Here is a 13,048-nt window from a genome sequence, read left to right as displayed (position 1 = left end):
CTCCTCCTGCCCGCGCATCAGGGCTGGACGGGGTCCGGGGGCGTGCGGGTGGGCGGCGCGAGGAAGGCCAGCGCGGTGTGGCGGATCTCCCCGTTGGTGTCGTTGATGCCGGACCAGGTGAGCAGCTCCCGGGCCATGGGCACCTGCACGACGTTGGAGCCCAGCAGCCGCACGGCATCCATGCGGACCGCGTCCACCGAGTCCGTGCGCAGCACCTGCCCCAGTGACATCAGCAGGGGCCCGAGCGACCGGAAGCTCGCGGCGAAGATGGCCGAGCGTCGCACGTCGGGCGAGGTGTCCTTCACCAGCGACTCCGCGATGAGCTGATCCGCGAGCTGCGAGGGCAGCAGGCGCATCGCCTCCAGTGCGCTCTGCCGGATGAGCGGGAGCGGGTCGCGCAGACACTCCTGCAGGAAGGGCAGGATGCGCACGTCGGCGGTGTTGGACAGGGAGCTGATCCACAGGGCACGGGCCTGCGGCGTGGGCGCGGCGCGGGCCGCTTCCTGGAGTTCGCGCAGCAGGGCTTCGCCTTGAGACGCGGCCGGTCCGTCCATGTTGCGCGCCACGTTGCCCAGGGCCAGGGTCGCGGTGTTGCGCAGGTCCTCGTCCGCGCCGCGCGTCAGCTCGCGCAGGGCCTGGGTTCCCTCCGGCGTGGGGGACTCGGCCATGCCCAGCATGGCCGTCGCGTTGACCCGGGTGGTCGTGGGCGTCTGCGCATCCGTGGCCACCGACGCGAGCGCCTGCACCGCCTGCGGCGTGCTGGCGGACGACAAGGCCCCGAGCACGGGGCTGTAGGTGTCCCGGTCCTTCTCCTGCCTGAGCATGGACGGCACCTGGGCCGCGCTCTCCGGTTCCAACTGGAAGAGGGCGCGCATCCGGTTCATGAGCCGGGCCGTCTCCGGGCCACCGGACTTGCCGTCGCGGGGGACCGCGCGCAGCTCCTTGAGCAGGTCCGAAAGCTTCGCGCCGCCCACCAGCTTGCGCAGCTCCTCCTTCGGATCCGCGCGGGCGAAGACCTGGGTGGCGAGCGACGAGCGGACGAGCTGGGCCCGGCGCGCATCCAGCGCGCCGATGAGCATGGGGACGCTTCTCACCGACGTGCGCTTCAGGACGAGGCGTCCCTCACCCTGGACCGGGGGCATCCCCGAGTCCGCGGCCGTGGCCATGCGCTCGCTGCCGTCGATGTCCTGGGGCCAGCCCTCCGCGCCCAGCGCCACGGTCGTCTCCGACGAGACGGTGATGCGCAGGGAGGCGCCCAGGGGCTGGAGGCCCTGGGGCGAGGCGAGCCGCAGGTAGCGCTCCTTCTGCTTCGAATACGCACGCTCACCGGGCCCGGCGCGGTAGCGCGCGACGTACTGGCCCGTGGTGTCCAGTTCCTGCGTTTCCCATGTGGCCGGGGAGGGGGAGGGGGACACGAACTGCGTGGCGGACACCAGCGAGCGCAGGAGGTTCTGCTCCACCGGTCCCAGCTCGCGCTCGAAGTGCACGGAGAGCGCGGCGCCCTGTCGGTTGAGCGTCACGTAGAACGGGGCCTGGAGCGCGGCCAGCATCCTGGGGCGCGAGTCCGCGTCCAGCGCGTCCTGGCCGTCCGCCTCGAACAGGAACCGTGAGGGCATCACCTGGAACTGGACGTCCGCCTGCTCCGGACGGAGGCCCACCACCGTCTGGGTGAGGGTGCCTTCCAGCAGGAAGTGGAACGTGGCGTCGTCCTTCGACTCGGGCGCGCCCATCCGCAGGCGCTGCTCCAGCGACAGCGTGGACGCAAGCTGCAGGCCCGTCTCGAACGAGCGCGGCCGGGCCCCGGTCGCGGCCTGCGCCGCGGAGGGAAGGGGCGCGGAGGGAGGGGCCAGTGCGGCTGGCTCGGAAGGCGTCAGGGGCGCCCCGGACGCTGCGTGTCCGCGGTCCCGGAGGGCGAAGAAGGCCCCCGACCCGAGAAGGAGACCCAGCACTGCCACGGCCACGGGCCATCTGCGGTGATTCACGACGACACCTCGATACGGGAGAGACCGGGGGAAGACCGGGAGGCGGCGGCTCCGACATGGAGCCGCCCCCTCCCGGGACATTCAGTCAGCCTTCAGCGGACAGCACGGAGGGCCTAGTAGACCTCGCACTGCTCGATGGGCATCAGGCTCTCCGCGTCGTGGAGCCCACCCTGCTGGAAGCAGCCACCGCCACCGCCACCGCCGCCCCAGCCACCGCCACCGCCACCGCCGCCGCCGCCGCCACCGCCGGTGTCACCACCGCCGGTGCCCGTGGTGTCATTCACGTACGCCGCCAGCGGGCTGGCCGGAGGCGACAGCGTGCCCGCGCCGTCCTGCGGAGCTCCGTTGGAGCAGATGAAGGCGAACGGCACTCTGCCATTGGCGCTGAAGAGCACCCAGCTGTTGTCGGTGCCATGGAAGCTGCCATTCCACTTGGCGATGGTGAGCGACACCGTCTTCTTGAAGATGAAGAGCTTCACCTTCACGAAGGCCTCCAGCTTGCCCGCCAGCGTCTTCAGGTTGAAGCTGGAGCGCAGGTCCCAGTCCAGGCTGCCGCACGCGCTGGCGACCAACTGCGCGGAGGCAGGCAGCTTCGCCTCCACGAGGGTGAGGGTGCCGCGCACGCCGGCGCTCACGACCCAGATGTCCGCCGCCGCGGAGGCTTCCGCGTAGACGCCGCCTTCGGCGGCCGCCGCGAGCTTCACGGAGGTCGTCGTGGTGAGCGCCTTCACCGTGATGCCCGCCTTGCCATACGCCCGGGCCGTCACCTTCACGGGGATGAAGAAGATGGTGTAGCGGATGTCCGGCGCCTTGAAGAACTCCATGTCGTAGAGCGGCTTCTCATAGAGCTTGTGCTCGGTGGCACCGGCGCTCTCGACGTTCTTCTCCCAGAGCTTGTAGCCGACGACATACAGCGCCGTGCTCGCGGTCGACTTGTCGCCCTGCTTGCCCGTGGCCTTGGCGGTAGCGCGGATGACGTCGAACTTGAGGGAGTTGAACAGCTTCGCCCAGACCTTGCCTTCAGCGGAGGCCTCCAGCGTGTGGTCCACGCGGTTGCCCTTCAGCGACGCGTCCAGGGAGTACCCCGAACCGAACAGTCCGCTGCCGAAGCTGTCGTCCTTGTGGAACGTCTTCACGAACGGCTGGGTGGACGGGTCGGTGCCAGAGGGACCGACCTGGATGCCACCCGGCTCGGTGGTGGTGGACGCCTGGCCGTGGTCGCCCTCGTCCCCGACGATCAACGGATCCGGGTCCGCCGGGTCCGTCACCGCATAGCAATAGCCGATGCAGTTGGTCGTCGTCTCATAGACCAGCTCGTTGTAGGCCTGTTCCACGAACACGGGATCGCCGTAGAACGTGGTTCCATCGTCCAGCAGCACGCGGTCTTCCAGCATCTGGTGCGCTTCCACGGGGGTGGAGGTGCCCAGGCAGACCAATGCGCCCAGCGCGGCTGTCTTCAAAGACAGTCGTAGCATGAGTGCCTACTCTTTCTCGTCAACACGGGGTTTGGGGGAATGAACCAGCAAGGAGAGAAATGGCCCCTTCCCGGGCCGTCTCACCCCTCCTGATTTACCACCTCACCAGATGTTTCCTTGTTGTGTCAAATTCTCACCGGGAGTGAATAAAATATTCCTCATTGAGTGTCTTGATTCACGCCCGGTGTTACGTTCCATCCCGTTGGGAGACATGAAACATCCTGGACCGGACATGGGCCGTGGTTTTGCGAGCCAGGCCTATTGTGTCGGCGGGGCCTTGCGCTCCCGCAGTTGTTTGCACGGGTCGTCTTCCGGCATCGCGGGCGTGAACCAGACGTAGTCATAGGGCAGGGATGGAGCGTCCACGGACGCCGCGTAGTCCTGGGGCTTCAGGGCCTCCGGTGACACCTCCAGGATTGCCACGCTCAACACCTTCGCGTCCGGGTCCCGTCGCCGCAGGTGCGCGGGCACCGCCCGGTCCTTGCGCACGTGGCCGTTGCCAGTGATGAGCAGCGCGCCGTTGCCCACGGACAGGCCCAGCAGTTGGTCCGCCATCATCGCGTCGCGGGCCCGCTGTGCGAGCGCCATGGGCTCCAGCATCTCCTGGGGCAGGTGTCCGCAGTGGGAGCGGTCCAGCTCCTCGCGGACCGCCTTTGCTTCGGCTTCGGGGATGGGGGCGTCCAACTGCAACCGGGTGCGCAGCTCCGTAGGCAGGACCTCCGGGCCCTTCATCACCAGCTCGCGCACCTGCGTCCGGGGCAGGTTGGCGGCGACGATGGGCAGTTGCGCTTCGAGGCCCGCGTTGAACACCGGGGCGTAGAGACTGAAGGCGGGCCAGCCGCTGTTGGCCCAGTCCAGGGCCTGTGCCAGCGCTTCGGCGTCACCCGGGTTCTTCTTCAGGGACGCGGCCACCGTGGACCATTGGGTGACATCCAGCATCTCGAACGCGAGCGCCGGCCTCCGGCCCGCGTACGTCGTTGCTCGTACCAGCTCCGCCTGGAGTCGGTGGTGGTCCGGATGATCATGCCGCTCTCCCAGGAGGACGTACTGCGTGGAGACCACCGCCTTGCGCAGGGCCTCCTCGTCCACGAACCTTCCGCCCGCCACATCCCAGATGCGGCCCACCAGCGGGTGGTCCAGGTGCTGCGTGGCGGTCCAGGGGATGGAGGGGGCAGGAGGTGCGTCGTTCTTCACGGGGACCTGTTTGCTGGCACAGCCTGCGAACATCAGGAGGGCGGCGAGGAGGGAAGGAGTGCGCGTCATCCTTCCATCCAAGCCGGGATGCGCCGCGATTGCCTGTCCGAAACGCACAGTTGCCCTGGGAGTGACTCCCTGAAAACGACAGGGCCCGCGCTCCAGACAGAAGGAGGCGGGCCCGCGTGCTGCGATTGGCTGTCTGGGGGCGGCAGGGGCTACTTGGAGTCCACCACCAGCACCATCCACCGGTCGGTGCCGTGGTCGATGCGCACGTTGGAGGCGCCGGCCTCCTGGAGCTGCTGCACGATGCGCTCCAGGAACTGGAGGTGCTCCTGCGGCGCGTCCACGAACACGTTGCGCACGCCCGGGCCCTTGGCCTTGGGCTTCTTCGCTGGCGCCGCACCGTTGAGCAGCTCCGGCGTGGCCGCGGACTTCAGGAGCGCGCCAGCGTCCTCCACCGTCACCTCGGGCCGCTCGTCCTGGGCCTCGACCTCGGGCTCGGGCTCCTTGGGCGCGGGCGTGCTGGGGCTGGAAGACAGGTCCTTCTTCGCCTGCTCGCGCAGCTCGTTGAAGGTGCGCAGGTTGATGGTCGCGCCGAACCGGTCCTTGAAGCTCTCCAGGGCGTCCTGGCGGCTCAGGTCGGGCTGGGTGCGGAAGAGGTCGAGCAGGAACGCGTGGCGCTCCTGCGACTGCTCCTGGGAGGTCCTGGGCATGGGTGTGTGGCTCCGACGGTGTTGGGTGCTTGAAAGGCGGCGCACCCTATACCCGAGCCACTCCCCGAGCGAAAGCCGAGGGCTACTGCCGTCCGCGCGGGCCCGGACGCGGCGTGCGTCCTCCGCTGCGCCCCGACGGGCGCGGCTGCACCGGGCGGGGCCACGCATTCGTCGCGAGCCCCTGCTCCTCCCCGGCGCCATCCCCCGTGCGGCGCAGGCGCGCGGCCTCCGCTGCGGACTCCGGGGGCACCAGGGCATTGGGACCCCGGCCGATGAGGTCCGCGCGGCCGGCGAGCCGCAGCGCTTCGCGCGCCAGCGGCCAGTGCTCCGGGTTCCAGTAGAGCAGCAGCGCCTTCTGCAGCCGCTTCTCGCGCAGGCCCTTCGCCGTGTACACGGGCTCCATCTTCAGCGGGTCCAGGCCCGTGTAGTACATGGCCGTCGCCACCGACATGGGCGTGGGGATGAAGTCCTGCACCTGCCGGGGCCGCTTGCCCTTCTCCTTCAGCCACTGGGCCAGCATCACCATGTCCTCCAGCGTGGACCCGGGGTGCCCGCTGATGAAGTAGGCGATGTCGTACTGCTCCTTGCCCGCGTCCTCGCTCGCGCACGCGAACATGTGCTGGAAGCGCTCGAAGCTCTCGATGCCCGGCTTCTTCATCTTCTCCAGCACGCGCGGCGACACGTGCTCGGGCGCCACCGACAGTTGGCCGCCCACGTGGTGTGCCGCCAGCTCCTTCACGTACTCCGGCGAAAGCTCCGCCAGGTCGTACCGCACGCCGCTCGCGATGAAGACGTGCTTGATGCCTTCCTCCTTGCGCACCTGCCGCATCAGGTCGATGAGCGGCCCGTGGTCCGTCTGGAGGTTCTCGCAGACGCCCGGGTGCACGCACGACAGCTTGCGGCACTTGCTTTCGATGTCCTCGCTCTTGCACTTGAGCTTGTACATGTTGGCCGTGGGGCCCCCCAGGTCGGTGATGGTGCCCCGGAAGTCCCCCATGCGCCGCACGGCGCGCACTTCGCGCAGCACGCTCTGCGCGGAGCGGCTCTGGATGACGCGGCCCTCGTGTTCGGTGATGGAGCAGAAGGTGCAGCCGCCGAAGCAGCCGCGCATCAGCACCACCGAGTGCTTCACCGTCTCGTAGGCGGGGATGGGCTCGGAGTACATCGGGTGCGGCACGCGGTTGAGCTTCAGGTCGTACAGCTCATCCATCGCCACCGTGGCGGTGTCGCCGGGCTTCACGCCGGCGCCGTCCTCCAGCGGCCGGGCGGGCGGGTTCATGTAGATGGCCCGGTTGCCGTGGCGCTGCGCGATGGCGCGCGCGTTGCCGGGGTTGGTCTCCATCTGGAAGTCGCGGCTCATCACCGCGAAGGCGCGCGTGTCCGCCACCACCTCCTCATAGGAGGGCAGCACCACCACCTTCTCGCGGTCCGCGGCCCGCTTCGCCGGGTCCGCTTCCAGGAGCTTCATCGCCGCGTCGTTGATGAGGCGCGCGGTGCCCCGGATGTCCTTCAGGTCCTCGATGCGCTCGCCCCGGTTCAGCCGGTCCGCGATCTCCCAGATGGGCCGCTCGCCCATGCCGAACACCAGCAGGTCCGCCTTGGCGTCGAAGAGGATGGAGCGGCGCACCTTCTCGCTCCAGTAGTCGAAGTGCGCGATGCGGCGCAGGCTGGCCTCGATGCCGCCCAGCACCACGGGCGCGTCCGGGAAGGCCTCGCGGCAGCGCTGCGCGTAGACGATGGACGCGCGGTCCGGCCGGCAGTTGGTGCGCCCGCCCGGGCTGTACTGGTCCTCCGAGCGGTTCTTCTTCTGGGCCGTCAGCCGGTTGAGCATCGAGTCCAGGTTGCCCGCCGCCACCCCGAAGAAGAGCCGGGGCTTGCCCAGCGCCTTGAAGGGCTCCGCCGAGTGCCAGTCCGGCTGCGGGATGATGCCCACCTTGAAGCCCCGCCCCTCCAGGAAGCGCGCGATGAGCACCGGGCCGAACGCCGGGTGGTCCACGTAGGCGTCGCCGCTCACGATGATGATGTCGCACTGCTCCCACCCCCGTGCCTGCATGTCGGCGCGGGTGACGGGAAGGAACGGGTGGGCGTAGCGAGGGGTGACAGAGGCCATGGGGTCCTCCCCAACGAAGCGGGGCGGGGCCACCCAACCCCATCGGGCAGGGCTCTGTCCACTGTCGCGCCCGCCTGCCTCCCTGCTCCCCAGGCCCCCCCTGGGGGGTAGGTGCACCCGGAGTGACACCCAACGCCAGACATTCCGTGCAGGAATTCTCAATTCCTCGCAAAGACAGGTCATGGGTCATTTGGGCTCCAAGTGGGTGTCTGGGTACTTCATCCTTCAGTACAGTCTTTCGGGTATTGCTAGAAAATTACATCTGTGGCAAAGAATGTTCACGGGCCCTGGCTGTCAATGTCTGGCGTCAGGTCCGTACCCACCCGCAGGCTTCGCACCCTCTGGAGACAGACATGTCACTCCTTCGTCCGCTTTCACTTTTCGCCGCCCTCGTGACGCTCGGTGGCTGTGGTACCGAGTCCTTTGATGAGAGCCCGGTCGTGCGTCAGTCAGAGGCCGCGCTGACGGGCATCGACCTGAGCGTCTCCGAGCTGGGCGTGACGTGCGAGGGTCAGGTCCTGACGGTGACGGGGGCCATCCGCAACGAGGCGCCCACGGGCATCGACCCGTCGATCGCGGGCATCTACGCCGGGGACCCGACCCAGGGCGGCACGCTGCTGACGACGGTGAACGTGCCCTGGCTGGTGGGCAAGGAGCGCTATCCCTTCCAGGCGGTGGTGGAGGTGCCGGAGGGGACGCAGAAGCTGTTCGTGGTCGCGGACAACTTCGGCTTCTTCCCGGAGGACGACGAGCTGAACAACACCGCGTCGGTGACGCTGGCGGTCGGTGGTGGCTGCGTGGTGAACCAGCCGCCGGTGGCGCTCTGCAAGAACGTGACGGTGTCGGCGTGCGCCGCCCAGGCGTCCATCAACAACGGTTCGTACGACGTGGACCTCTTCCCGCAGGCGCTGAGCTTCTCGCAGAGCCCGGCCGGTCCCTACTCGCTGGGCACGACGCCGGTGACGCTGACGGTGTCGGACGGGATGGAGTCGAGCACGTGTTCGGCGACGGTGACGGTGACGAACCCGTCCGCGCCGGTGGCCGGGGCGAGCAAGGACCTGGTGCTGCCGTTCTCCGCCGCGGCGGAGTACAAGCAGGTGACGCTGGCGGACTGCGCGCAGCCGGCGACGGACAGCTGCGGCGGGGCGTTGAATCTGCAGCAGTCGGGCTCCATCGTCCGCATCGTGTCGGACGAGACGGAGGACGCGCTGTCCGGCCTGCGGCTGCTGGCGTGCAAGGACATCAAGCTGAGCGCGGACCGCAAGTCGGCGCAGCTGCGCGCGGAGTCCGGTCTGCTGGGCAACGGCCGCGTGTACACGATGGTCTATGAGGTGAAGGACGCGTTCGGCAACGCGACCACCAGCAGCTGCAAGGTGAAGGTGCCCAGCCTCCAGGGCATCCTCTCCGTGGGCCTGGGGCCGGTGTACTGCCAGGGCACGGCCTGCCCCGCGGGCACGGGCAGCGGGCTGCTCTGCTCGCTGCTGTAGTCCCAGCACGCACCGTCTGGCGGCCCGGGAGGCGCGGAGGTTCGCGCGGCCCGGGCCGTCGTGCGTGAAGGGGAGGGCAGCTTCACCGTCGGTGCAGGCGTGCGAGGGAGCCACGGCGTGCGTTGACGCAGATCGGAGCCTCCCCTAGCTTGGCCGGCTTCCCGGCGCCGCCGCTTCCGAGGGTGAGGAAGGGCCGTGTCGCGAACACCCCTCATGATGCGCAGGACGGAAGAGGATTCGGGTCAAGGGGAGGCGCCGCGGGACGAGCGTGCGCCGGATGGCCTCATGCCCGTGCTCCGCGTGGAGTACGACACGGACGTCGAGGCCGGTGGTCACGTGGCCCCCGTGCTCCGGGTGCGTCCGGCGTGGCCGCCGCCGGAGGACGGGGAGGGTTCCCTGGCGGGTGTCGCTCGCGACGTGAATCGCGGGCGCGAGGACTCCGCGCCTGACCTCGTTCGTGACGGAGTGGTGCCGAAGGCCGCGGGTTCGAGCTTCGCTCGCGGCACCGGGGCGGACTTCGTACGTGATGACGGGGCGCCGAAGCTCCCTGCTCCGAACCTTGCTCGTGAGCTTGCCTCGCGGGATGCCGAGGTGAGCCTCGGGCGTGACGATGCAGCCCCGAAGCCTCCCGCTCCGAGCCTCGCTCGCGAGGCCGCCACCCGGCCCGCCACGCTCGACCTGCTCCGCACCGCTGCCCTGCGGCTCTCCGCGCCGAAGCCCGCGCGGGAGGACGCCTCGAGGGCCACGGCCCGCGCCGCCTCCGCGCCAGAGTTCGTGCGCGTGGACGACGCCGCCGACGTCCGACCTCCCGAAGAAGTCCCGGCCCGGGACGTCTCCACCACCGGTGACGTCACCCCCGCCGAGCGCCAGGCCATGCAGGCCGCCGTGTCCTCCGGCCGCCGCAGGGAGCAGTGGGTCGCGCCCACCTATCTCCCCGAGGAGCTGCGCGACGCGCTCGTGGCGGAGCGCAGCCAGTACCGCGCGCAGCGGCTCCAGGAGGCCCGCGAGGTGGGGCTGGCCGGGCCTGGTGTGCTGGGACTCGTGCCGGTGCCCGCCGCGGATCCGGACTGGTCCGGTGGCTCGCTGCTCGGCTTCGTGGGCGAGGAGCTGGTGTTCGCCGGTGACATCGTCCACCTGGACTTCGAATCCGGCCGCGTCTTCGCGTCCTCGGACTCGGGAGAGGACCTGGACCGCCGTGTCCTCTCCTGCGAGCGCTGGTGCTACCGGCCCTACGACTTCGCCGAAGCCCTGTGCGCCGCGGCCTCCGCCTACGAGGAGCGTGTCCCAGCCCTCACCACCGCGCTGGCCCGGGCCCGTGGTGAATCCGCCGCGCCCCCGCCTTCCCCCCGCGACGCGGAGCTCATCCCCGTGGACCGGCTCTGGCGCCAGCCGTGGGGCTGTGTCTGGGGCCCTCCCGGCACCGGCAAGACGACCGCCGTCGCGGACCTCATCGCTCGGGCCCTGCGCACGTACCCGAACGAGCGCATCCTCGCGGTGGCGCCCACCAACCGCGCCGCGGACGAACTGGTGTTGCGCGTCAGCGCCCTCCTGGAGCGTGACCCCATCCCGCTGCGCCCGCTGGCCCGCAGCATCTTCCGGGGCGGCACCGGCGCGAGCGAGGCCCTGGCGAAGCTGCCCACCGTGGCCCTGGAGCAGAACAAGACGAGCAAGCTGCTCAACACCATCCAGGAGCGCGAACGCGAACTCACCCTGGAGCGCTCCCGGGGCGGCGCAGCGCCGGAGCTCGCCAAGATGCAGGCGGAGTTGCGCACGCTGCGCGGCCGCGTGAAGGACCCCACGCTGAAGGAGGCGGAGAAGGGCGACAGCCCCCTCATGGTGCTCACCGTGCACCGTGCGCTCCGGCTGGTGTCGGAGCTGGAAGGGGAGGAGACCTTCCAGCGGCTCGTCGTGGACGAGGCCGGCATGGTGACGCGCGCGGCGACCGCGCTGCTCGCCCCGTTGGCGAAGCAGGTGACGCTCGCGGGAGACCCCAAGCAGATTGGCCCCGTGAGCCGCGCGGCGGAAGGCGCGGGCGGCGGCGCGCAGACATGGCTGCGCGCCAGCGCCCTGTCCCACCTGGAGGACGCGGTGAAGGACGCGGAGCGGCCGGACGTGCTGCTCTTGCGCACCCAGCACCGCATGCACCCGGACATCGCCCGCGTGGTGAGCCACTTCTGCTACGGCGGCGCGCTGGAGGACGGCGACCTCGTGAAGGACCGGGCCCAACGGCCCGCGCCCGTGCCCGCCTTCCCTGCGCGCGCGATGTGGCTGGTGTTGGACGGCCTGAGCCGCGACAACCGCCGCCTCACGCACGGCCGCGGTGAGACGGGCTCCGGCTACCAGCGAGAACTGTCCGCCGAGCTGGCCGTCACCCTGGCCCGTCAGGCCGTGCGCCTGGGCCTCACCGTGCTGTGCGTGACGCCCTACCGCGCGCAGGCGGCCCTGCTGCGCAAGCTGGGCAACGCGGCGGGCCTGCGCCACGACATGTTCAGCGCCTCCACCATCCACCGTCAGCAGGGCACGCAGTACGACGTGGTGATGGTGGACACCGTGGCCGGTGGCCGTCCCTTCCCGCCGCACACGCTGGTGCCCATCCTCAACGTGGCCGCCAGCCGCGCGAAGGACTACCTGCTGGTGCTCGCCTCGCGCGCGGAGGCCGGCGCCTCGCCTGTACCCCGGCGCTTCCTGTCGCTCCTGCCCCCCGTGCGCGTGCACCCGGGCACACCGCCCCGGCTGGAGCTCATCGCCTCGCAGCCCCGTCCGCCTCCGCCCCCTCCGCCCCCGCTGGTGCCGGTGGGCCTGGGCGGCGAAATCGAGGGCAGCCGCGACGTGGGAGCGCTCTTCACCCAGGAGCAGGTGTCCCTCTTCGAGCGCCGCTTCGACGACGGCCACCACCTGGTGCGCGGCGTGGCCGGCAGCGGCAAGACGTATGTGCTGGCGCACTGGGCCGCGCGCTACCTGCTGGAGAACCCGCGCGCGCGGGTGCTGGTGTCCTTCTACAACCGCTCGCTCGCGCCGCTCGTGGACAAGCTCCTCGTCGAAGCGCTCACCGTGCGCGCGGGCGCGGAGAAGGTGCGGGTGCTCAAGGCCCAGGTGACGGTGAAGCACGTGGGCGCGCTCCGGCGCCTGGAGCCCCACGCCTTCGACGCCGTCTTCGTGGACGAGGCGCAGGACATGGATGCGAAAGCGCTGGCGTCCCTGCACGCACTGGTGCGCCCGAGCGTGGGGGAGGACGGCCGCGAGTCCCGCTGCTTCCAGTTGTTCATGGACGACTCGCAGAACGTCTACGGCCAGGCGCCCATCGACACGCTGAAGGAGCAGCTCCCCGAAGGGCTGTCCTTCCGGGGCCGCACCCGTGTGCTCAAGGAGACCTTCCGCGCCACGCGCGACATCCTGGATGTGGCCTTCAACGTGGTGCTGGATCCGTTGCGGCAGCACCGCGTCACCGACCCCGGCATGCGCGAATACATGAAGGCCGGAGAGCTGGCCCGCGAACGGCTCCTCTGGCTGCCGGAGGAGACGCTGGAGGGGCTCTACCGCGTGCAGTCCACCGAGCGCGGCGGCGTGCTGCCCCAGGTGAAGGCCTTCGCCTCCAGCAACAGCGAGGCGCGCTGGGTGGCGAAGGAGGTGGAGCGGCTGGTGCGCGAGGAGCACGTCCACCCCGGCGACATCCTGGTGGTGGCGCCCGTGATGCCCGCGTCGTTCACGGACGCGCTGCGCAAGGCGGGCGTGCCCGCGGAAGCCTACGGAGGCAAGGGCGGGCGGGACGTGGCGGACTTCCGGGTGAGCGGTGTGGACCACGTGCGCGCCACCACGGTGTTCTCCTGCAAGGGCCACGAGTGCCCCGTCGTCTTCTTCGCGGGCCTGGAGGCGCTGGACTCCATCGAGGCGTGGATGGCGGGTGCCCGCCAGCGCACCGAGCGCGAACACGAACGGATCCGCCGCGCGATGTTCTACGTGGGGGCCACCCGCGCCATGAAGCGCCAGTACCTCACCGGCGTGCGCGGAGGCCGCTTCCTTCAGGTGGCCGCGTCCTACGTGGAGACGCTGTCCGGCCACCGTCCGGCGCCCTGAAGCAGGGCGC

7 protein-coding genes are annotated in these 13,048 nt (G+C 70.2%); 2 read left to right on the top strand and 5 right to left on the bottom strand.

The window, feature by feature from the left end:
- Positions 1-17: 17 nt before the first annotated feature.
- The 5 genes from OV208_RS33305 to OV208_RS33285 form a co-directional block, all read right to left on the bottom strand.
- Positions 18-1,982 carry a HEAT repeat domain-containing protein gene (locus OV208_RS33305; protein ID WP_267577952.1) on the bottom strand — a complete coding sequence of 655 codons (1,965 nt, stop codon included), beginning with the start codon at positions 1,980-1,982 and terminating at the stop codon, positions 18-20.
- Between the two features lie 113 nt (positions 1,983-2,095).
- Positions 2,096-3,457, bottom strand: coding sequence for a hypothetical protein (locus OV208_RS33300; protein WP_267577951.1), 1,362 nt, complete (start codon positions 3,455-3,457; stop codon positions 2,096-2,098).
- Positions 3,458-3,715: 258 nt separating this feature from the next.
- Positions 3,716-4,720: a ChaN family lipoprotein gene (locus tag OV208_RS33295; RefSeq protein ID WP_267577950.1), complete on the bottom strand. Its 1,005-nt coding sequence runs from the start codon at positions 4,718-4,720 to the stop codon at positions 3,716-3,718.
- Positions 4,721-4,869: 149 nt separating this feature from the next.
- Positions 4,870-5,367 carry a hypothetical protein gene (locus OV208_RS33290; protein ID WP_267577949.1) on the bottom strand — a complete coding sequence of 166 codons (498 nt, stop codon included), beginning with the start codon at positions 5,365-5,367 and terminating at the stop codon, positions 4,870-4,872.
- 82 nt (positions 5,368-5,449) lie between these two features.
- Entirely contained in the window at positions 5,450-7,477 is a 2,028-nt protein-coding gene (locus OV208_RS33285; protein ID WP_267577948.1) for a YgiQ family radical SAM protein, read from the bottom strand.
- A 353-nt stretch (positions 7,478-7,830) separates the two neighbouring features.
- Here OV208_RS33285 and OV208_RS33280 point away from each other — a divergent pair, with 353 nt between their 5' ends.
- Together OV208_RS33280 and OV208_RS33275 are read left to right on the top strand one after the other, a co-directional pair.
- Positions 7,831-8,964, top strand: a complete 1,134-nt coding sequence (locus OV208_RS33280; RefSeq protein WP_267577947.1) for a hypothetical protein — start codon at positions 7,831-7,833, stop codon at positions 8,962-8,964.
- Between the two features lie 285 nt (positions 8,965-9,249).
- Positions 9,250-13,038, top strand: coding sequence for an AAA family ATPase (locus OV208_RS33275; RefSeq protein ID WP_420715069.1), 3,789 nt, complete (start codon positions 9,250-9,252; stop codon positions 13,036-13,038).
- Positions 13,039-13,048 lie beyond the last annotated feature (10 nt).

The organism is Corallococcus sp. bb12-1 (assembly GCF_026626765.1).
Classification (GTDB): domain Bacteria; phylum Myxococcota; class Myxococcia; order Myxococcales; family Myxococcaceae; genus Corallococcus; species Corallococcus terminator.
The sequence above is the reverse complement of the archived record's forward strand: the minus strand, read 5'-3'. Positions and strand labels throughout refer to the sequence as shown.